21 protein-coding genes are annotated in these 20561 nt (G+C 64.0%); 11 read left to right on the forward strand and 10 right to left on the reverse strand.

Annotated features, from left to right (window positions below; translation table 11 throughout):
* The first annotated feature begins 64 nt into the window (after positions 1 to 64).
* Positions 65 to 955: a LysR family transcriptional regulator gene (locus ACM43_RS32020; RefSeq protein ID WP_271545473.1), complete on the forward strand. Its 891-nt coding sequence runs from the start codon at positions 65 to 67 to the stop codon at positions 953 to 955.
* A 16-nt stretch (positions 956 to 971) separates the two neighbouring features.
* Here the strand turns inward: ACM43_RS32020 and ACM43_RS32025 are convergent, their stop codons facing one another.
* Complete coding sequence (locus ACM43_RS32025) at positions 972 to 1889, reverse strand: intradiol ring-cleavage dioxygenase (RefSeq protein ID WP_271545475.1); 918 nt, start codon at positions 1887 to 1889, stop codon at positions 972 to 974.
* A gap of 154 nt (positions 1890 to 2043) precedes the next feature.
* On the opposite strand from ACM43_RS32025, the gene ACM43_RS32030 reads away from it, so the two are divergent.
* Positions 2044 to 3318, forward strand: a complete 1275-nt coding sequence (locus ACM43_RS32030; RefSeq protein WP_271545478.1) for a serine hydrolase domain-containing protein — start codon at positions 2044 to 2046, stop codon at positions 3316 to 3318.
* A 52-nt stretch (positions 3319 to 3370) separates the two neighbouring features.
* Here the strand turns inward: ACM43_RS32030 and ACM43_RS32035 are convergent, their stop codons facing one another.
* From ACM43_RS32035 to ACM43_RS32045, 3 genes are all read right to left on the reverse strand, one after another.
* Entirely contained in the window at positions 3371 to 4690 is a 1320-nt protein-coding gene (locus tag ACM43_RS32035; protein ID WP_271545480.1) for a TRAP transporter large permease, read from the reverse strand.
* A complete protein-coding gene (locus tag ACM43_RS32040) occupies positions 4687 to 5202 on the reverse strand; it encodes a TRAP transporter small permease (RefSeq protein ID WP_271545482.1) in 516 nt (171 codons plus the stop codon). The genes ACM43_RS32035 and ACM43_RS32040 overlap by 4 nt, the downstream gene beginning before the upstream one ends.
* Before the next feature lie 82 nt (positions 5203 to 5284).
* Positions 5285 to 6283, reverse strand: coding sequence for a TRAP transporter substrate-binding protein (locus ACM43_RS32045; RefSeq protein ID WP_271545484.1), 999 nt, complete (start codon positions 6281 to 6283; stop codon positions 5285 to 5287).
* Positions 6284 to 6897: 614 nt separating this feature from the next.
* Here ACM43_RS32045 and ACM43_RS32050 point away from each other — a divergent pair.
* The 6 genes from ACM43_RS32050 (at position 6898) to ACM43_RS32075 (ending at position 11638) form a co-directional block, all read left to right on the forward strand.
* A complete protein-coding gene (locus tag ACM43_RS32050; protein WP_271545486.1) occupies positions 6898 to 7716 on the forward strand; it encodes a FadR/GntR family transcriptional regulator in 819 nt (272 codons plus the stop codon).
* 153 nt (positions 7717 to 7869) lie between these two features.
* Positions 7870 to 8691: an ABC transporter permease gene (locus ACM43_RS32055; protein WP_271545488.1), complete on the forward strand. Its 822-nt coding sequence runs from the start codon at positions 7870 to 7872 to the stop codon at positions 8689 to 8691.
* On the forward strand, positions 8688 to 9494 hold the full coding sequence (locus ACM43_RS32060) for an ABC transporter permease (protein WP_036004520.1): 807 nt from the start codon (positions 8688 to 8690) through the stop codon (positions 9492 to 9494). Before ACM43_RS32055 ends, ACM43_RS32060 begins: the two co-directional genes overlap by 4 nt.
* Positions 9491 to 10249, forward strand: a complete 759-nt coding sequence (locus ACM43_RS32065) for an ABC transporter ATP-binding protein (protein WP_036037743.1) — start codon at positions 9491 to 9493, stop codon at positions 10247 to 10249. The genes ACM43_RS32060 and ACM43_RS32065 overlap by 4 nt, the downstream gene beginning before the upstream one ends.
* Positions 10246 to 10578, forward strand: coding sequence for a hypothetical protein (locus ACM43_RS32070; RefSeq protein ID WP_271545492.1), 333 nt, complete (start codon positions 10246 to 10248; stop codon positions 10576 to 10578). Before ACM43_RS32065 ends, ACM43_RS32070 begins: the two co-directional genes overlap by 4 nt.
* 4 nt (positions 10579 to 10582) lie before the next feature.
* Complete coding sequence (locus ACM43_RS32075) at positions 10583 to 11638, forward strand: ABC transporter substrate-binding protein (RefSeq protein ID WP_036037747.1); 1056 nt, start codon at positions 10583 to 10585, stop codon at positions 11636 to 11638.
* A 79-nt stretch (positions 11639 to 11717) separates the two neighbouring features.
* On the opposite strand, the gene ACM43_RS32080 is transcribed toward ACM43_RS32075, so the two are convergent.
* The 4 genes from ACM43_RS32080 to ACM43_RS32095 form a co-directional block, all read right to left on the reverse strand.
* Complete coding sequence (locus ACM43_RS32080; protein WP_271545494.1) at positions 11718 to 13265, reverse strand: peroxidase family protein; 1548 nt, start codon at positions 13263 to 13265, stop codon at positions 11718 to 11720.
* 257 nt (positions 13266 to 13522) lie between these two features.
* Complete coding sequence (locus tag ACM43_RS32085) at positions 13523 to 13795, reverse strand: hypothetical protein (protein WP_271545496.1); 273 nt, start codon at positions 13793 to 13795, stop codon at positions 13523 to 13525.
* Positions 13796 to 13938: 143 nt separating this feature from the next.
* The gene (locus ACM43_RS32090; protein ID WP_271545498.1) at positions 13939 to 14670 is read right to left on the reverse strand and encodes a cytochrome c biogenesis CcdA family protein; all 732 of its coding nucleotides are present in this window, start codon (positions 14668 to 14670) and stop codon (positions 13939 to 13941) included.
* A gap of 206 nt (positions 14671 to 14876) precedes the next feature.
* On the reverse strand, positions 14877 to 15143 hold the full coding sequence (locus tag ACM43_RS32095) for a hypothetical protein (protein ID WP_275508917.1): 267 nt from the start codon (positions 15141 to 15143) through the stop codon (positions 14877 to 14879).
* A 485-nt stretch (positions 15144 to 15628) separates the two neighbouring features.
* Between ACM43_RS32095 and ACM43_RS32100 the strand changes: the two genes are divergently transcribed.
* The 3 genes from ACM43_RS32100 to ACM43_RS32110 all read left to right on the forward strand — a co-directional run bounded on the left by ACM43_RS32100 (position 15629) and on the right by ACM43_RS32110 (position 18187).
* Complete coding sequence (locus tag ACM43_RS32100) at positions 15629 to 16678, forward strand: LysR family transcriptional regulator (protein WP_157280992.1); 1050 nt, start codon at positions 15629 to 15631, stop codon at positions 16676 to 16678.
* Positions 16679 to 16707: 29 nt separating this feature from the next.
* On the forward strand, positions 16708 to 17079 hold the full coding sequence (locus ACM43_RS32105; RefSeq protein ID WP_020608151.1) for a helix-turn-helix domain-containing protein: 372 nt from the start codon (positions 16708 to 16710) through the stop codon (positions 17077 to 17079).
* A gap of 286 nt (positions 17080 to 17365) precedes the next feature.
* Positions 17366 to 18187: an enoyl-CoA hydratase gene (locus ACM43_RS32110; protein ID WP_271545500.1), complete on the forward strand. Its 822-nt coding sequence runs from the start codon at positions 17366 to 17368 to the stop codon at positions 18185 to 18187.
* A gap of 33 nt (positions 18188 to 18220) precedes the next feature.
* On the opposite strand, the gene ACM43_RS32115 is transcribed toward ACM43_RS32110, so the two are convergent.
* Positions 18221 to 19300: an isocitrate/isopropylmalate dehydrogenase family protein gene (locus ACM43_RS32115; RefSeq protein WP_157280988.1), complete on the reverse strand. Its 1080-nt coding sequence runs from the start codon at positions 19298 to 19300 to the stop codon at positions 18221 to 18223.
* A 133-nt stretch (positions 19301 to 19433) separates the two neighbouring features.
* Positions 19434 to 20501 (reverse strand): alcohol dehydrogenase, encoded by a 1068-nt coding sequence (locus tag ACM43_RS32120; protein ID WP_036037755.1) that lies wholly within the window; start codon positions 20499 to 20501, stop codon positions 19434 to 19436.
* Positions 20502 to 20561 lie beyond the last annotated feature (60 nt).

Genomic DNA, 20561 nt, shown 5'->3' on the forward strand with positions numbered 1-20561 from the left:
CTAATGATCCACATGCGAGCCGATAGACGTTATATTTGGACAGACCGTCTCATTGGTGGAACAGATGGATTTGCTTGCGCTTGCCGATTTCAATCTCGTCGCCCGTCACGGAGGGTTCGGAAAGGCCGCGCGGGCAGCGGGACGTCCGAAAGCGACCTTGTCTCGACGTGTGTCTGAACTGGAGAGCAGTCTTGATCTGCGTCTGTTCGAGCGCGGCGGGCGCACGCTCAAGCTCACCCAGGAAGGGCGCACGCTCTATGAGCGGACGGGCGCACTCCTCACCGAGCTCGACGAGACCGCGGCCGCGATCGCCTCGGGTGGGGACAAGCCAAAGGGCAGGTTGCGGATCAGCGCACCCCTGCTCTTCTCGCAAACCGCGATGGGCCGTCTCGCGGCCGGCTTCGCCGTTCGGCATCCGCAAGTCCGGCTCGAAGTTACGACCGATGACCGTTACGTCGACATGATCGAGGAAGGCTTTGATCTCGTGATCCGGGTCAATCCCGATCCGGATGAAAGCCTGGTCGGCCGCATCTTCTTGCGCGACCGAATGCTGGTCGTCGCCAGCCCCGCTCTGAAGCACCCGAGAGGAAACCTCGCCGTTCCGGCCATCGTGCGCGGCGATGACAAAGCTGCGGTTTGGGACATCAGACGGCCAAGCGGCCCATCGCGCATCGCGATCGATCCTGTGCTTCGACTGTCATCCCTGATGATGGTTCGCGATGCCGTGAGAGCCGGTATCGGCGCCGCAAGGCTGCCGCTGTCGCTCGTCAGCCACGATCTTGCCGCCGGCACGCTCGTACGCTGGGGCGACGTCGAGGGAGCCGACATCGCCCTATGGACGCTCTATCCCTCGCGGCGATTGCTCAGTGCGCGCGTCTCCGCTTTCCTCGATTATCTGAAAGACGCCTTTCCAAAGGGTACGCCCGACGAGTTGGCGGCCTATATCGGGGGATGACTGAGATTTCGCATCCTCACGCCGGCTCGGTCGCCTTCACCCCGAGCGGCTTCGGCGCCATGCCGCCGCCCGGCTTGAGGTGGAATTCGTAAGTCATCAAATGCCACTGCCCGTTCGCCTTGGTGCCGTCGGGCATTGCGGGATCATTGCGCGGCTCGACCTTGGCGACGAGGTCGTCCTTCACGCCGAACACCACGTCGGAATCGAGATATTTGTCACCGTCCATGAAGACGTGCGTGATCAGCGGCTCATAGCCCTTGGCGTTGACCAGGAAGTGCACATGTGCCGGGCGCATCGGGTGGCGGCCGGTCTGAACGATCATCTCGCCGACCGGACCATCGGTCGGGATCGGATAGCTACACGGCAGGATGGTGCGGAAGAAGAAGCGGCCATCGTCATCGGTGATGAAGCGCGCCCGCGCCGAGGCGCCGACCTCATCGTAGTTCGGCTTCTGGGAATCGTAGAAGCCGTCGTCATCGGCGTGCCAGACGTCGACGGGAACGCCGGCGAGCGGCTTGCCCTCGAGATCGGTGACGCGGCTCTGCACGAACATCCGCTCGCCGGTCTGGTTGTTCGGCGAGATGTCGGTGCCGTGCGCAGTCACCTTGTGCTCGCCGACGTAGAACGGGCCGAGCACCGTGGTCTCAGTGGCACCGTCGCGATCCCTGTGATTGACGGCGTCGACCAGCATGGAGACGCCGAGCACGTCGGACAAGAGGATGAATTCCTGGCGGGTGTCGGTGCATTTCTGCCCGGTCCGGGTCAGGAAATCGATGGCATATTCCCATTCCGCGAAGGTGAGACCGGTCTTGCTCACGTAATCGTGCAGCGACCTCACCAATTCCTGCAGCAGGAATTTCGCGCGCGTATCGGGCGTTTGGTCGAAGCTCCTGACGACGGCTTCGGTGAGTTCGGTCTCGGTGAACTGAGTCATGGTGCGTTTGCCCTCGCGTTCTTCTCGTTGGCCCCGGCGGGCTCCCTGCGTTCCGAGGCCGAGTCTACACCAGCCGGCCCGGCCCCGTTAAGCGCAACCGACTTGGAATGCGGCCGCCATTTCGGTATCAACGACAAAACGCCCGGAGGAACCGATGCTCGCCCCCACCCCCGCCTCGCCCGAATCCGTCGGCATGTCCAAGGCCGCGCTCGACCGCGTCGATGCACATCTCAAGCGCCGGTACATCGATGCCGGCCGTTTTCCGGGCACGCATCTTCTGGTCTACCGCCGCGGCAAGGTCGCACACAGCTCAGTGCAGGGCTTTGCCGATGTCGAGCGCAAGGTGCCGGTGAAGGACGATACGATCTATCGCATCTATTCCATGACCAAGCCGCTCACCAGCGTCGCCTTCATGATGCTGGTCGAGGAAGGCCTCGTCGCCATCGACGAGCCCGTCGCCAAATACATTCCGGAGTGGAAGGACCTCGGCGTGTTCGTCGCCGGCACCTACCCGGCGTTCCTGACCCGGCCGCCGTCCCGGCCGATGCTGATCGTCGACCTCTTGCGCCACACGTCTGGGCTCACCTATGGCTTCCAGCAACGCTCCAACGTCGATGCCGCCTATCGAACTGAAAAGATCGGCGAGGTCGAGAAGTCAGGCACACTCCAAACCATGATCGAAGGCCTGGCCAAGATCCCGCTGGAGTTTTCGCCGGGCGAGTCCTGGAATTACTCCGTTGCGACCGACGTGATCGGCTATCTCGTCGGCAAGATCTCCGGCGTGCCGTTCGAGCAGTTCTTGAAACAGCGCATCCTCGATCCCCTCGGCATGATCGACACCGACTTCCACGTGCCGGCCTCGAAGGCACATCGCTTCGCAGCCTGCTATTCCGCCGATCCCGGCGGCGGCATGACCTTCCATGCCGGCCAGCGACGCGAAGGCCTGACGCTGCAGGACGACCCGGCAACGAGCTCGTTCCTGTCGCCCCCCTCGTTCATCTCCGGCGGCGGAGGCCTGTGCTCGACGGTCGCCGACTATCTCACCTTCTGCCGCACGCTGCTCAATGGCGGCGAGCTCGGCGGCGTCAGGCTGATCGGCCCGAAGACGCTGGCCCTGATGACGACCAACCACATTCCGGGCGGCCGTGCGCTGCCGGAAGTCTCGCGCTCGCTGTTCTCGGAAGCGACCTATAACGGCATCGGCTTCGGTCTCGGCTTCGCCGTCACCATGCGCCCGGCCGAAACGTTGATCGCCGGCAGCCCCGGCGAATACAATTGGGGCGGCGCCGCCACGACCTCGTTCTGGATCGATCCGGCAGAGGACCTGATCGCGATCTTCATGACCCAGGTGCTGCCGTCGAGCGCCTATCCGATCCGCCGCGAGCTGCGCAGCATGGTCTACGCCGCGATCACTGAAAGCAATCTGTAGCCCACCGGAACGGTCCCGCGGTCCACGACCGCGGGATCGCACGATCAAACGCTCATTTCAGCATTTCCGGCACAAGCAGGCGCGGCAGGAACAACGACACGCTGGGCCAAATGATCACCGCCGCCAGCACGAGCAGCATCGGGATCAGCATGATCACCGTGTCCTTCAGGGCATAGCGCAGCCGCACGCCCGCGATCGAACAGGCGATCATTAGACAGAGGCCGTAGGGTGGCGTCACCAGTCCGAAGGCCAGCGACACGATGGAGATGATCGCGAACTGGACTGGATGGAGATCGACCGACCTGGCGAGCGGCTCCAGCACGGTGCCGACAATGACGATCGCCGGGATCGCGTCGAGGAAGCAGCCCACAACCAGAAAGCAGAAGGCGATGAAGAAGCCCGCCGTGACCGTGCCCATGCCCCAGGTCGAGACATTCGCCAAAAGCTCCTGCGGGATCTTGTAGTAGGCCAGCAGCCACCCGAATGCACTTGCGGTGCCGACGCAAAACAGCGCCACGCCGGCAAGGCGCCCGGTGTCGAGCAGCGCCTTGTACAATTCCCGCAAGCCCGTCTCGCGGTAGAAGAACGCGGAGAGCACCACGGAATAAAGCACGGCGACGCAGGCGGACTCGGTCGCCGTGAACCAGCCGAGCAGAATGCCGCCGACGATGATGAACGGCGTCATCAGCGCCGGGATCGATCGCCAGATAGCGGATCCCATCTCGACCCAGGTCGATTTCGGATAGGTGGGGTAGCCGCGGCGCACGGCATAGATGTGCACCGTCACCATCTGCGCGCCCGCGATCAAAAGGCCCGGCACGATGCCGGCCAGATACATCGCCGCGATCGAGGTCGAGATCAGCCCGCCCCAGACGATCATCAGGATCGACGGCGGGATGATGACGGCAAGCACCGCCGACACCGCGGTGATGGCAATGGAGAACGAAAGGTCGTAGCCCTCCTTGTTCTGCGCATCGATGAAGATCTTGGACTGACTGGCGGCATCTGCGGTCGAGGAGCCCGAGATGCCGGCAAAGAACACCGACAGCACCACGTTGATCTGCGCCAGCGATCCCGGCCAGTGCCCGACCATCGAGCGCGACAGCGCCACGAGGCGGTCGGTGATGCCACCGATGCTCATCAGGTTCGCCGTCAAGAGGAAGAACGGCACCGCGAGCAGAATGAACGAATTGTAGGCGTTGAAGGTCTCCTGCGCGAGCGTCATCAACGACAGGCGCGGCTCGATCAGAAGGATCGGCACGCAGGCAAGGCCGAGCGCGAAGGCGACCGGCACGCGCACGATCAGCAGCCCGATGAAGACCCCGAACAGCACCATGGCGGCCTGTCCGGCAGAAAGTACAGTGCCGCTCATCTCTGTGCCCCGACCAGAATGCGCATTTCGTCCAGGATCTGTTCGCCCGCAAACACGATCCAGGTCACGCCGGCCACCGGCCAGGCGACGTGGATCAGCCAGAGCGGCAGATCGGCCAGCTCCGACGTTCTGTTCCAGGCGAAGCGCGTGAATTCGATTCCGGCCCACAAGAACACGAGGGCCAGTGCCAGCACGCCGAGGCGCGCGAGAATCCGTACAGCGGCCTCCGATCGCCGCGACAGATCGGGCCAGACGTCGACTTCGAAGTGCTGCGCTTCCCGGATGCCGACCATCGCCCCGATCATGATCGTCCAGACGAACAGGAACCGTGCCATCTCCTCGGTCCAGATGTAGGAGGGAATGAACGGCGTGTAACGTGAGACGATTTGCAACGTGACGGGGATGACCAGGATGCCGACGCAGGCAGCGAGCAGGAATTCCAGCAATTTCGCATAGGCTGCGGTGACGCGACGCCACAGCGACGGCGTGGACAGGACGTGCATTTCGGACATGGGGGCTCCGTACGGCGCTCATCCGCCGAGTCCGGGCAGGAAGCGGGGCCTGCCCGAAATGCTGTCGGCGGACGGGGCGGCCTCAGACGACGTTGATCTTCTCGAAGATGCCCTCCGCGCCGATCTCCTTGGCGTAGGTGGCCATCACGGGGTCGGCGAGCTTCTTCATGGCATCCCGCTCCTCGAACGGAACGCGCTTGAGCTTGCCGGCCTTCTCTAGCGCGTCGAGCTTGACGACCTCTTCACTCGACTCGAGCTGACGGCCGTAATCGCCGGCCTCCTTGCCCGCCTTCATGATCGCGTCCTGCAGATCCTTGGGCAGGGTCTTCAGCGTCTTCACCGAGAAGCAGATCGGCCGGATCGACACGGCGTGCTGAGTCAAGTTGAGATGCGGCGCCACTTCATAGAACTTCATCGCCTCGACGCCGGCCGCTTCGTTCTCGCCGGCTGATATCACTCCGTTTTGGATCGCGTTGTAGACTTCGTTATAGGCGATCACGGTGGGGCTCATGCCGACGGCCGCGAAGGTCTTCGACCAGATCGGCGCGCCCTGCACGCGCACCTTGAGGCCTTTGAGATCGGCGAGGTTCTTGAGCGGCTTGTTGGCGAAGATGTTGCGGATGCCACCGCCGGCATAGCCGATCAGAACCACCTCGGCCTTGGCCGCGACCTCGTCGGCGACCGGCGCCAGGATGTTGGCTTCGACCACCTTGTTCATGTGCTCGATGCCCTTGAACACGAAGGGCGCATCGATGAACGGGGCCGCCTTGGCGAAGGTCGACATATGCGCCGGCGAGACGATGGCGTAATCGACCGCCTTACCTTGCGACATGTACTCGAAATACTGCTTCTCGAGGCCGAGCGAGGAGTTTCTGTGCAGGGTGAAGTTGACGGGCTTGCCGTAATATTTCTTCACCAGCTCCTCGAACCGCAGCAGGGCCCGGTTGAAGGCATGGTCGTCATTGAACTGCACGGCACCGTTCAGCGTGATCGGGGCTTGCGCCCTCAGGATCGACGGCATGCCGATGGCAGCTGCCGCAGTGGTTGCCCCGATCCCAGCGAGAAATGACCTTCGCTTCATCGTCTCCCCTCCCTTTGATGCTCCGGCCCTGTCGCCGGGCCGTGAGCGCAGCCGTTATGCGGCTTGCGAGACGCAAGCGTATGAAAAACCTCGGCGGGACGGAAGTCATTTTGCGTGCGCTGGAGCTACCCCTTCGTCGCAGGACTGCACGTAAACGCCTGCTGCACTGCAACTCGCCACTTCGGTGTGCGGCGGAGGCGCGAGGTCTCCGGCGATCAGGAGCGCGCTGGACGGGGGCCGGAACGACGCTGCCGCTGATCGTTTTCGCGGTGGCCTTGCCTATTGCAACTACCGTCAGGATCGCAGCGAGGCTGCGCGCCGTGTGCTGGAAACGGTGCGTAGCATGCGCATGGTGCTCGATGCCGAGGTGCAGCGGATCACGGGGGTTGCCCCTGCCGCGCGGCGTCGTCTGCACTGTGACCTGCACGCTGGAGGAGACGCTTTGATCCGCGGTCCACGCGCATATCGCAGCGCAACACGGGGTGTGCTGCGACAATTGCGCTTGCCCTCATCCATTCATCCGATGTTAAACATCCGATGATTGCAGCTGCCGGGGCGTGGCAGCCAAATACAAACGAACCAGCCGCGACAGGCCGGACGGGAGAAACGTACGAGTGGCAAGAGCGCGCCCGAGCCCCGTCGACAAGCCGATCAAGCCCGGCCGCATTCGCGCCGTGCTGACGACGCTCGGCCGGGAGATCGCGCAGGATCTCATTCCGGTCGGGACAGCCCTGCCGCCGGAGCCTGAGCTCGAAGCCCGCTTCGGAGTCGGGCGCGGCGTGGTGCGCGAAGCCATCAAGACGCTCGCCGCCAAAGGTCTGGTCAGCGTGCGGCCGCGCCACGGCACGCACGTGCTGCCGCGCCACGAATGGAGCCTGCTCGACCGCGACGTGCTGAGCTGGCTGGTCGGCCAGGACGAGCCGGATCGGGACCTTCTGCTGGCAATCCAGGAGGTGCGCTCGATCATCGAGCCCGCTGCCGCAGCGCTTGCGGCCGAGCGTGCAACAAGGAACGACCGCTGGCGGATCGACACGGCCCTGGCGGCGATGCAGACTGCAAAGGACCAGGCCAGCGCCCTCGCTGCCGACAAGGCTTTCCATCTCGCGATCCTGGACGCGACCCACAATCCGGTCCTCCAGGGCTTTCGCGGGGCGATCGATACCATTCTGGGCACCGTCTTCACCGTTGCCGTCGGCGGCCCCGGCGGCTGGTTCAAGGACAATCTGCCGAATCACGTCATGGCGGCGCGGGCCATCGAGAGCGGCAACCCGGAGAAGGCGCGCGCCGCGATGGAACGGCTTCTGGGCTACACCCGATCGAAGCTGTCGAACCGAAAGACCATCATCGCCGCGGCGGCTCGCAAGGCGGATGGATCGACCCTGCGCGCCGTCAGGAAGCCGAGCCTCAACAAGAGAAAGCGCCATGCACCGTGACATGAGGGGCTCGGCCCGGATCCCCGCTCCGCGCGGATCGCGAGGAGGGTCGCAACCGATACAGATATGCGATTGGGCGAGACGCGGCTACGATACCAGCAATGATCAGTGGGAAATGCCGGTACAGGCATAGCTGAGCGTCAGGGAGGTCGAATGCAGCTGACGGGCAGTCTGAAAGGCCGATCGTCGCGGCTGATGCGCAGCGTCAACTCGCTGGCCGGCGCTGCAATGTTCATCGCGCCGCTGCTTGCGCTGGTCGCGGTCTGGGCCGCCGTGATCCCGCTGTTCAACGTCAATCCGCGCGTGTTTCCCTCGGTCGGCGCGGTCGGCACCGCCGCGCTTGACTCGATCCGGGACGGCACGTTGTTCGCGCATGTCGGCGCCAGTCTTTTGCGGGTCGGCCTGGGGACACTGATCGGCATCGCCACCGCGGTGCCGCTCGGCATCGCCATGGGCGTCAGCCCGACAGTCGCGGCCTTTCTCACGCCGCTGTTCCGGTTCTTCTCGGTGCTCGCCGGCATCGCCTGGATCCCGATCGCGACACTGTGGTTCGGTTACGGTTTCGGCGCGATCGTCTTCGTGATCTTTAACGCAGTGTTCTTCGTCGTCGCCTACAACACGCTTCTCGGCGTCAGGACCATCCCGCACACGCTGCGCAACGCTGCCGCCTCGCTCGGCGCCGGCCGCTGGGCGCTGCTGACCGAAGTGCTGCTGCCGGGCGCGCTGCCCAATATCGTCACGGGCATTCGCACCGGCCTGGGCTTTGCCTGGCGCGGCCTGATCGCCGCGGAGATGATCGCGACCAATGTCGGGCTCGGCTACATGCTGTTCGTCGCGCGCGATTTCTACCGCACCGAGGTGATCGTGTTCGGCATGATCGTGATCGGCGTGCTCTGGCTTCTGATCGACCGTCTGTTGCTGGTCCCGCTGGAACGCGCGACCATCGAGCGCTGGGGCATGGTGAGGCGCGCATGAACGTCCTGCTGCAAATCTGGGCCGGCTATGCCCGCCTGACCCGGCGCTGGCCGGGCATCGCCGCGATCATTCCCTTCATCCCGGTGCTGGCGCTGTGGACCGCGGTCAGCGAGGCCGGGCTGTTTCCACGCGCGTTCTTCCCCGGCCCGGCCGACGTCATCCGCGCATTCTTCACGCTGACCTACAAGGGTATCCTGCCCGACTATCTCCAGGACAGCCTGATCCGGCTCGCGACCGGCGCCGCGGTCGGCATGGCGCTCGGCATACCCTTGGGCATCCTGATCGGCACCAGCCGCTGGGCGCATCGCATCTGCTGGCCGGTGCTGCTGTTCTTCCAGGCCATCGGCGACATCGCCTGGCTGCCGATCCTTCTGATCTGGTTCGGCTTCGGTCTGACGACGATGACCTTCGTCATCGTCTACACCGTGCTGTTCCCCGTCGTGCTCAACACCGTGCTCGGCGTCGAATCGGTACCGCGCGATCTGTCACGCGCCGCCTTGAGCCTCGGGGCTTCGCGGGCGCGCGTGCTCTGGGAGGTGACGCTGCCGGGCGCGCTGCCCAACATCATCACCGGCCTGCGCAACGGACTCGGCTACGGCTGGCGCGCGCTGATTGCCGTCGAGATGATCGTCGGCACCTCAGGGATCGGCTTCATGATGTTCGATGCGCGCCGCGCCGGCTCGACCGTCGAGATCATCCTCGGCATGATCATTCTCGGACTGCTCTGGTACATCGTGGACGCCTGGATTCTCGCCCCGCTCGAGCGTGCGACCGGCCAGCGTTGGGGATTGGTGACATCATGAAGACGCTCTCGCTGCGCAATCTCGGCAAGACCTATTTCGACCCTTATGCAGGCGCGCATGTCACCGCCGTTCACGACGTCTCACTCGACGTCGAGCCCGGCGAGTTCATCTCGGTGGTCGGCCCCTCCGGCTGCGGCAAGACGACGATCCTGAACATGATCGCCGGCTTCATTCCCTATTCGAAGGGGGACATCCTGCTCGACGGCAAGCCGGTGCACGGGCCCGGCCCCGAGCGCGGCGTCGTGTTCCAGTCGTTCGCGCTGTTTCCCTGGAAGACCGTGCTCGACAATGTCGGCTTCGGGCCGAAGATGCGCGGCGTGCCGAAGGCCGAGCGCGACCGCATCGCGCATGAATATCTCGCGCTTGCCGGGCTCTCGCATGCGGCGCACCGTTATCCCAACGAGCTTTCCGGGGGCATGCAACAGCGCGTCGGCGTGGTGCGCGCACTCGCCAACAACCCCGACGTCCTCTTGATGGACGAGCCGTTCGCCAGCGTCGACGCGCAAACGCGCATGACGCTCCAGGAGGAACTGACCCGCATCTGGCAGGAGCGCAAGCCGACGGTGATCTTCATCACCCATGACGTGTCGGAAGCGGTGTTTCTCGCCAACCGCGTCGTCGTGCTGTCGAAGGGACGCGTGCTCGATCAGGTCGCGATCGACCTTCCGCGTCCCCGCATCTGGGACGATCTCGTCCGGGACGACCAGTTCAAGCAGCTTTCGGCGCGCGTGCTGCAGATGGTGCGCGCAGCATGAGCATCGCCGCCGACGTTCTTCGCTCGCCCAAGAGCCGTGTCGTTCTCGGCGCGGTGGCCGCATGGGCACTGTTTCAGGTCTGGCTGACGGTGGCAGCGCCTGGAAAGATCTCGCCGCAGCTCGCGGGCACATCGGACAAGGTGAACGTGCAGATCGAGCTGCCGTTCACGCCGGAGCGTTTCCACGTGCTCGCCTTCCAGCAATACGGACGCGTCTCGGGCACGGACGAGCATTCGATCGAGCTGCGCGGTGTCAAAAGAACGGACCTCAATGCCGTGGCCCGGCCCTATTGGGTGACGGCGGTGGGGCCGATAAAAGAGGGAGGCTGAGACTATGAAACGACTCTTGCTGCTTGGATTGGCGCTTCTGGCCGGCATGGTGCCGGCAAGCGCCCAAACCCTGACGAAACTCAAGGCCGGCATGGTCACTGGCATCGACCAGATTGGCCTGCCCATCGCGCTCGAGCGCGGCTTCTTCGAGAAGTACGGGCTCGACGTCACGATCGCACGCCCCTACGCCACCGGCGTCGACGCGCTGAACGCGTTGCAGGCCGGCGAGAGCGAGATCGTGCAGGTCGGCGTACCCATGATCGGCGCGGTGCTGCGCGGCATGGACCTCGTCGCGCTGGGCAATTACAGCGGCAACGCCACCAAGGCCGGCTCCGATGCCACGATGGCGATCATCGCGCGCGAAGGCTCGGGCATCGTCAAGGGCGACCTTTCGACGTTGAAGGGCAAGAAGATCGCGGCGTCGTTCGGCACGATCAACCATCTCTACATCCTGGCGACGCTGGAGAAGGCCGGACTGAAACCCGACGACGTAACATTGGTCAACACCCCGCCCCCGGACATGACCGTCGCCCTGCTCGCCAAGGGCATCGACGCGTTCTCGGGCTGGGACCCCTGGCCGATCGTCGCGGGCAAGGACGTGCCGGGCGCCGTCGAGATCATTCGGGGCGGCGACGTGATCTCCTATATCGGCTTCAACGTCGCGCTGCGCCCATGGGTGCAGGCCAACGGCGAGACCATCGAGAAATTCCTCGCCGCCGTCTCCGAGGCCGACCAATGGATGCGCAAGAACCCGAAGCTGGCGGCACAAGTCGCGACGCGCTGGATTCCAGGCCTGAAGCAGGAGGTCGCGGAGGCCGCGATGCAGTTCAACATCCAGCAGGCGGACCGCCGGCTGTCGGCGAACAACTACCGCGCGCTGTGGAGCGCCCAGGACCGGCTCACCCGGCTCGGCATCCTCAAATCGACCTTCGATGTCAATGCGCATATTGAGCCGAAGCACATTCTCAAGGTCATGAAAGACCGTCCTGAGCTGTTCGCCGACCTGCCGCCGATCCCGGAGACGGCGGCGATCACGCCGGGCTACGTGTTCAAGCCCTGAGCATTGTTGCAAACGTCCAGACCGGCGCGCCATGCACGCCGGTCCGGCCCATCGTCTGCAACGCTGGCGGGCGTCTGGTCTAGACCGTCGAGATGCCGTCGATCGGGCTGATATCCCCGACGAAACGCAGCAGGTCGGCCATCGTGAATTCGCCCGGCACTTGCGACGGCAGCGTCGGCTTCCAGCTCTTGCCCTTGAGCCAGAGATACGACTGGTGGTCGCCATGGACGAGGCCGACGAAGACCTCGGCAAGCAGGGTCGCGCCGACCGGGCCGAGCCTTTCGCCGCTGCCCCGCTGCTCCGCCTCCTTGAGGATGTAGTACCAGAGCGGGGTGTTTTGGTGCAGGCCATGCTTTTTCGCCACGGCGCCGTCGCTCCCCTTCGAGATTTCTTCCGGCGTCAGCGGATTCTTGATCTTCATGGCCTTGGCGACGTCCTGCCCGGACGGCAATCCCAGCAACACGCCGCGCTTGAGGTTGCGGAACGGCAGGCTGCCGCCGTCGCCAGGCAGGGTATGGAGTTGCGGCACGATGAAGGGGTCGATCTTGCGCGAGGGATTGAGCGTCACGCCCGCAGGGTTGTTCGGCAGCACCTGAAAGTAGCGCCGCCAGTCGATGATCCAGTTGCTCGAAAGCAACGGAAGCGGGAGCGGCGGCTGAATCGGATTGGGTGCGAGGTCTCCGATGATTCCTCCCGAAAGCCCGGTGAACCTGAACAGCAAATCGAGAGTTGCAGGAATACCGCCGGGGCCGAACGTGAAGATCCGGTTGTGGCTATAGGCCTGGCGCACCATGCTGTGGCCGAGACGATAGACCGCCCCCGAAAACTCGACGGGCATGTAGGGGATCTTCTTGAAGCGGTAGAAGCGCCGACCCTGCTCGAGGATCTTCGCAACGATACCCTTCTCGGTGATCCGCTCCACGAAATCGTGCAGGACCATCCATTGATAGTGCCAGGTCACGATCCGGCGCGCCTCCTCGAAGATCTCGCCCGCCGGCTTGCCTGACGCCGCGAGCTGATCGCAGACCTTGTTGTGAAACTTCAGCATCGCAAGGTGAGTTTGCGCGACGACCAGGTTCTCGTCGTTACGATGATCGCCGATCAGGGCGAACCCCTCGGGATTGCGCGGGAGGTCGTTGCGATGATCTCCGGTGATGGTGTCGACGTTGACGGTCTTGCCGATCAGGAGCTTGGGACCCGGAGTCTTGCCGTTGTCGCCCGCCGAATTGCGCGCGTACAGATGACGGCTCCCGTCGGGACCGAGACCATAGATGCTGTCGAGATCGAGTGCGGGCGTGCGAAAATTCGTGACCGCCATCGGATCGGCTTCCTTCTCGCCGAAGGAGGTCAGATCGAGCGTGATGTCATGATCGACGAATTGGCCGAGATAGGTGAAACCCGCCGGGACGTTGAGGTTGTTTCCCGCGGCGTCGCCGGGGGCGGGATCCTTCATCGCGTCGGCGAGCTCGCGCAGCGGACCGTCGTCGACAGCCAGCGGCTCCAGGGTCGGAAACATCCGGCCAAACATGCCCGGATCGTCGTGTCCGGAAAGCGTATCCAGAAATTGTCGCGTCGGTTGACGTCCGGCCTTGCCATGACCGGGATGAACATTCACGTCGGTTCCCATCGCTTGCTCCTGCTCAATATGCTGTAAGGGAGAGGGGCGCCGAAGATGTCGATTGTCTGAAATTCTCGTTTCAGTATACGTTCAGAAGAATTGCCCCTCAGGGTGCAGTACGAAGGAATATTACCACAGATTGCATTCTGTGGATGTGTCCTACCGCGAGGCCTTTTGCCCCACCAGCCACACAGGCTTTTGATCGTCCGAAGCTCGAGCAGGAAAGACTAAGGCCGATCGACGCGTCGGCTGAATCTCTCAGCGCGTCAGCGCTTGGCAGCGAACCGCGACCAGATCTCAGCGTCCGTGTAGAAGTCCACGCCGCCATCGAGATCTCTCACCAGCCACTCGCCGAGATAGACGATCTGTGTGCCGCTGCGCCGCTCGTGCCGAAGCTCGAATTTTCCGTCGGCATCCTTCTGCAGCGAGCAATTCGACTGAACCCAGCTCGGCCACTCCTGCAACGGCTGCCCCAAAAATTGCCAGGCAACCAACGCCGCGTTGTCCGACAGGGGTTCTAAGCGCAGTGTCCTGGTCACGTGATCTCCACCATGCGAGTTGTCCCACGATGCAACGCCTCGGGACCGGAAAGGTTTGGAATCGTCGTTCCGTGGCAGCATGCCTGACCGATTTCAACGGTTCCTCTACTTTTTCGTCCGTGAGAACCCGGTCCCCGCGCGCCCTAACCGATCGTCTGCAGCACCGGAAACGTCTCCAACAGCCAGATGCTCACATTCGAGACCGCGCCGGTGAGAAAGCCGATGCCGGTGAGCACCATCAGGACGCCCATGGCGCGCTCGACGTTGACGAGTTGGCCCTTCATGCGCGCGAACAGCGCGGAGAACTGTTCGATCATCAGCGCGGCGATCAGGAATGGGATTCCGAGGCCCGCGGAATAGACCGCGAGCAGGCCGGCGCCCCTCGTCACCGTGGCTTCCGCCGCGGCGACCGAGAGGATCGCGGCGAGGATCGGGCCGATGCAAGGCGTCCAGCCGAACGCAAATGCGAGGCCCATGATATAGGCGCCCCACAGGCCGACCGGTTTGGAGATCGGCAGGCGTCCTTCCCGCATCAGAAAGCCGATCCGCGTCAGGCCGAGGAAGTGCAGGCCCATGATGATGATGACGATGCCAGCGAGGATCGACAGCTCCGCCGACCAGGCACGGATCAGCCCGCCGATCAGCGAAGCGCTGGCGCCGAGCGCCACGAAGATGGTGGAGAAGCCGAGCACGAACAGGAGCGCCGACATCATGATCGCGCGCTTGGAGGCCGCGACCGGCTCGTCGCTCTCGACATGCTCGATCGTGGCACCCGTGAGGTAGACCAGATAGGGCGGAACTAGAGGCAGGACGCAAGGCGAGAGGAAGCTGACGAGGCCGGCAATCAGTGCGGCCGGAATCGAAACATTTTGCATGATGCAATCGGAGCCATCTCAGGCCCCGTCAAGGCGCGTAGGGAACGCGCCCGGCCCGGAGCCGAACCGGCTCTGGTGTAGCCCATGCCGGAGAATGCGCAACAGAGGCGCACAAATCCAGGGCTCCGCCCGATGCCCTCCGTGATCACAGATGCGGCATCGGGACGCGCACAAACCTCGCCGGAAAGCGAGATTGGGCGGCGCGGCTACTTCACCACGCGGAGCAGCGGACGCCGGGGCTGGTCCTGCGTCTGCTTGGAAGGGGCCGGCGGCTCGCTGGCAGCGCTCCGCAGCATTTCGTCGCACAGCGCCTTGAGATCGGCACTGTCGATTCCTTTCAGTTTCATCCTGACGTCGAGGATGACGATGGACAGCATCTCGGCCGACTCGCGGCTGTTGCAGGCATTGAGAACCCTGCGGCACTCCTCGAGCGTTTCCAGCACCGACTGCAACTGTTCGTCTGAATGCGACACCGGCGTTCTTTCCGTTAATTCGGCCTGCGAGACGTATCTGTCACGCCCCCTTCGGCCCCCATGGAAGACGATAGATAGCACGAGGCGACTGCGCCTTCGAACGTGATTTCAGTGTGTTTCTGCTGCGGAACCAGGTTCCCGCTCGCATCGCCATGCGACGCCTTTGGCGATCGCAGCAATGCTCCGGGAGCGAACGCCTGACGCGGTGCGATTGATCCAGCAACGGCGAAGAGCACCGACTCCTGCGCAAGACCGTTCATTGCAGTCAGCGCCGGCACTCCCGCAGCCATCTCGCGGCTCGCAACGGAACTCACGTCATACCCCTCACTCGAGCCGATTAGCCTCGCCCGAATTCCCAGCCCATGGGAGCATCCAAATACCGCCCTAAGGTAGTAAGGATGACGTTCAAAACTCGTCGTTCCCCAACCCGTCGTGGTTGTGGTTTGCGCCAGATTCTGCCAGTTTAGCGTTCCAAAGGGAATTGTATGCACTCCTTGGCGGAAAGGGGCGTTCCTCTGGCGGAACGCCCAAAGACAAATATCAGCGGCCTCTCCGATTGGGACGCCGCCCGCATATTCTTGGAAGTCGTCCGATGCGGAAGCTTTCGCTCGGCGGCCGAGCGCCTGTCTCTGTCGATCAACGCCGTGCGGCGTCGGATCGACGATTTCGAACGCCAGACCGGCACCACGTTATTCACGCGCGACGTCCACGGCACCCATCTGACCGATGAGGGCGCCTTGGTAGTCTCCGCTGTCGAACGCATGGAGGCGGCCACCTTCGACGTGCTGCGCGCCAGCGATTCGATGGCCAACGCGCTGTCGGGCGAGGTCCGCGTGGCCGTCACCGAAGGGCTCGGCACATTCTGGCTTGCCCCCCGCTTGGTCGAATTCCAGCAGGCCTATCCGAAAATCCTGGTGGACCTGCATTGCGCGATGCGCTCGGCCGACGTCTCGCGCCACGAGGCCGACGTCGCCATTCATCTGTCCCGTCCCTCGGCGCTGGACATCAAGCTGGTGCGGCTCGGCCGCATGCATCTGATGTTCTGGGCCTCCGAGAAATACATCGCAAAGCATGGCGCGCCGCGCTCGGCGGCGGAATTGATCAAGCATCGTCTGGTGCTGCAATTCGCCGACCAGCTCGCCGCCAAGGAATCCTTCGAGAGCTTCTTCCCGGGCGTGTCCGAACGTGACCTTCTGGTCATGAAGACGAACGTCTCGAGCGCCAATTATTGGGCGGTCGCGAACGGCGCCGGCATCGGCGTCTTCCCGAGCTACGCCATTGCGCTCGGCGGGAAACTAATTCCACTGGAGGTCGAGCTGAACCGGCCGCTGGATATCTGGTTGTCCTACCACCCCGGTAGCGGCCGTATCCCCCGCGTGCGGCACATGATTGACTGGCTGATCGAGGCTTTCAATCCGGCCCGCTTCCCGTGGTTTAAGGAAGAGTTCGTGCACCCGCATGAATTCAAGGACTCGTATATGGGCGAACCCCTGACCCAGCTCTTCGGGGGATTTTCAACCGAAGAACAAAGGTGAAAACAGAGATGAAAGCAGCGGCGAAAAGAATGAAGCAGCGCAGCGCGGGCAAGCCGGACATCGAGCTTGGCAAGCGGATCCGTCTGCGGCGCGTCGAGATGAAGATCTCGCAGGCCGAGCTCGGCGAGAAGCTCGGCGTCAGCTTCCAGCAGGTGCAGAAATACGAGAAGGGCGTCAATCGCGTCGGCGCGGCTCGGCTTCAGCAGATCGCCTCCGCCCTCGATGTGCCCGTGACCTTCTTCTACGACGGCGACAACAAGGCCCGCGAAGTCGAGAGCCTGCTCTTCCTCGACTCGGCCTTCAGCCTCCGCCTGCTGCGCGCCTACAGCAAGATCAAGGACCAGACGGTGCAGCGTCAGCTCGTCTCGCTGATGGAATCGATCGCGGCGAACGAGAGCTGAGGCCGGTCGACGGCCCGGCCTTCACGGCCGACGTTCAATCCGCCGCGTCACGGGGGCGCGGCCGGATTGCACGAGATCGGCCGAAAGATGTCTGCGCGCAACTGCGCGCGGCCTGTCTCGGGGCGGCCTGGCCGCCCCTTTTTCTTGCCGGTCTTCCTTCGAAGTTTCCGGCCGCGCGCCATGCAATCGCAGCACAGGCGGATGCAGCCTCTGCTCTCCCGCGCCGGTTGACCGCGGCGGCGCCTGCGCCGCACATTGCGCCTCGCCACCGAGCAGCGAGCGCGCGATGCCAGACGTTATCAGCACGACCGGAACACCTTACGCCGACGGCAAGATTCTGACGCACACGGCCGATGGCGTCGGCGTGATCACCTTCAACAATCCCGACAAGCGCAACGCGATGTCGCTGGAGATGTGGGAGGGATTCGGCGAGGCGCTGACGGCCTTGCGCGACGACGACACGGTGCGCGTCGTGATCCTGCGCGGCGCCGGCGGCAAGGCGTTCGTCTCGGGTGCCGACATCAGCCAGTTCGAGAAGGTGAGGCACAATGCGGCGGCGTCCGAGCAATACGCCAAGCGCAGCGCCGCCCAGCGCGCGCTGCTCGCCGATTATCCCAAGCCGACCATCGCCTGCATCGACGGCTATTGCCTCGGCGGCGGCATGCAGGTCGCGATGCTCGCCGACATCCGCCTCGCCTCGCAGGACAGCCAGTTCGGCATTCCCGCCGCCAAGCTCGGCATCGCCTATGGCTATGACGGCCTGCGGCATCTGGTGTCGCTGATCGGGCCGTCCTGGGCGCGGCTTCTGATGTACACGGGCATGCGCATCGATTCCGCCGAGGCGCTTCGCATCGGCCTCGTCGAGCGTGTGTTTCCGCAAGGCGAGCTCTGGGGCGAGACCATGGCGATGGCCGAGACGATCGCGCAGAACGCCCCGCTCGCGATCAAGGCGGCCAAGATCACTATTGCTCAGGTCATGAGGGACGAGGGCCGGCGCGACATGGAGGCGATCAAGGTCATCGGCAATGCCTGCATGGACAGCGCGGATTTCCGCGAGGGCCGGCAGGCCTTCATGGAAAAGCGCAAGCCGCAGTTTAGGGGAAAGTAATTTCGTCGAGGAGAGAGGCGAGGAGCACAGCCCCTACAGCGCTCCCAGCACCGCCTTCGTGATGTCGGCGGTGCCGTTGCTGCCGCCGAACTCCATCGGCTTGATGCCGCCGGCATAGACCTGGTCCATCGCGCGCTCGATTTGCTCACCCGCCTCGGCCGCAATTTCTACGCCGTGCTTGTCGGCGAGCCAATCCAGCATCATCGCGGCGGACAGGATCATGCCGGTGGGGTTGGCCTTGCCCTGCCCCATGATGTCAGGCGCCGTGCCGTGGCACGGCTGGAACACCGCGTATTTGTCGCCGATGTCGGCGGACGGCGCCATGCCGAGGCCGCCGATCAGGCTCGCGGTGATGTCGGAGACGATGTCGCCGAACATGTTCTCCATCACCATCACGTCGAAATCCCAGGGACGCTTGACCAGCATCGCCGAACAGGCATCGACATAGAGATGATCCGTCTTCACGTCCGGATGACGTTTAGCGGCCTCGTCAAAGATCCGGCGGAAGAAGGCGAACGCCTTGAACACATTTGCCTTGTCGACACAGGCAAGCGACCCCGGCTTGCCGCGCGCCTTGCGCCGCTCGGCGAGGCGAAACGAGAACTCGAACAGACGCTCGGAGGTTTTGCGCGTGATCACTAGGGTCTCGCGCGCGTCCTCATGGGTGACGATGCCCTTCCCCATCGAGGCGAACAGGCCCTCGGTGGACTCCCGGATCACGACGAGATCGATGCCGCGCTGGTCCGCGCCGACGATCGGGCTCGGCACGCCCGGAATGAGGCGCGCCGGACGCACGCCGGCATAGAGATCGAAGATGAAGCGCAGCTCGATCTGCGGCGCGATCTCGGTGTTGTCGGGGTAGCGCACCGACGGCAGGCCGCAGGCCCCGAGCAGGATCGCGTCCGCCTCCTCGCATAGCTTGATGGTGCTGTCCGGCATCGACTTGCCGGTCGCGAGATAATGGTTGGCGCCGGCCGGCGCCTCCGTGAAGCGGAAGCCGAGGCCGGACTTCTCGCCGACCTTGCGCAGCACCTCCAGCGCCGGCGCCATGACTTCAGGGCCGATGCCGTCACCGGCGAGCACGGCAATGTGGAAGGCGTTGTTTGCGGACATTTAAGGCCTCAAGGAAGGTGTCAACCAGGTCGTCATTGCGAGCGAAGCGAAGCAATCCAGAACTGCATCCACGGAGACATTCTGGATTGCTTCGTCGCTTCGCTCCTCGCAATGACGAGGGAGAGGGCGTTCGTTACGGCGTCAGCACCGTACGCCCGACCACCGCGCCCTGCTGCAATTGCAGCAGGGCGTCGTTGGCCTTGGCGAGCGGTTGTTGCGTCACCGGGATCGGCGGCACCTTCTTCGACCGCACCAGGTCGAGCAGCTCCTGCGTCTCGCGCAAATTGCCGACATAGCTGCCCTGGATCGTCACCGCCTTGATCGGAATCAGCGGCAGCGCCCAGGTCGCGCCGCCGCCGAACAGGCCGACGATGACGAGCTTGCCGCCTTTGGTCAGGCAGTCGAAGCCGAGCTGCGTCGTGGCGGCATTGCCGACGAGATCGATCACGGCGCGGATCGGGCCACCCGCCTTCTTGGCAAGTTGCTCCAGCGCGTCCGGCGCCTTGGGATCGACGGTCGCGAGCGCACCGGCCTTCTCTGCCGCCTCGCGCTTCCTCGCGTCGATATCGACCATGATCGCGCCCTTGCCGCCCATCGCCTTGAGCAGCGACAGCGCCATCAGCCCGAGGCCGCCGGCGCCGAACATCACGATCGGCGTGTCGAAATGCTGCTCGACCTTCTTCAGCGCACTGTAGGTGGTGACGCCCGAGCAGGCATAGGGCGCGGTCGTCGCAGGATCGAGGCCTTTCAGATTGAGCAGGTAGCGCGGATGCGGCACCAGCATGTGATCGGAATAGCCGCCGTCGCAATAGACCCCGAGCGAGCGCGGCGTCAGGCACATGTTCTCGTCACCGGCGAGGCACGTGGCACATTTGCCGCAGCCGATCCAGGGATAGACCAGCCCGACATCGCCGACCTTCAGGTCGCCCTGATCGGTCGGCTTCACGTCGGGTCCGAAGGCGAGGACTTCGCCGACCGTCTCGTGGCCCATGGTCAGCGGCAGATTGATGCCGCGGTCCTTCAGCGAGAGCGGCTTGCGGCCATGGCCGAGATCATAGCCGCCTTCCCAGATGTGGAGGTCGCTGTGGCAGACGCCGGCGGCCTTCACCTTGATCAGCACCTGTGTGCCCGAGGGCTGCGGCGTCGCCTCGTCGACCTCCAACAGCGGTGCCTTGAAATCGGCAACCTTGAAACTCTTCATCGGCGTCCTCCCGCATGCTTCTTGTTGTCGCGCCACCATGCCATGGTCGGCGCGACCAGA

Source organism: Bradyrhizobium sp. CCBAU 45321 (assembly GCF_028128975.1).
Lineage (GTDB): Bacteria > Pseudomonadota > Alphaproteobacteria > Rhizobiales > Xanthobacteraceae > Bradyrhizobium > Bradyrhizobium yuanmingense.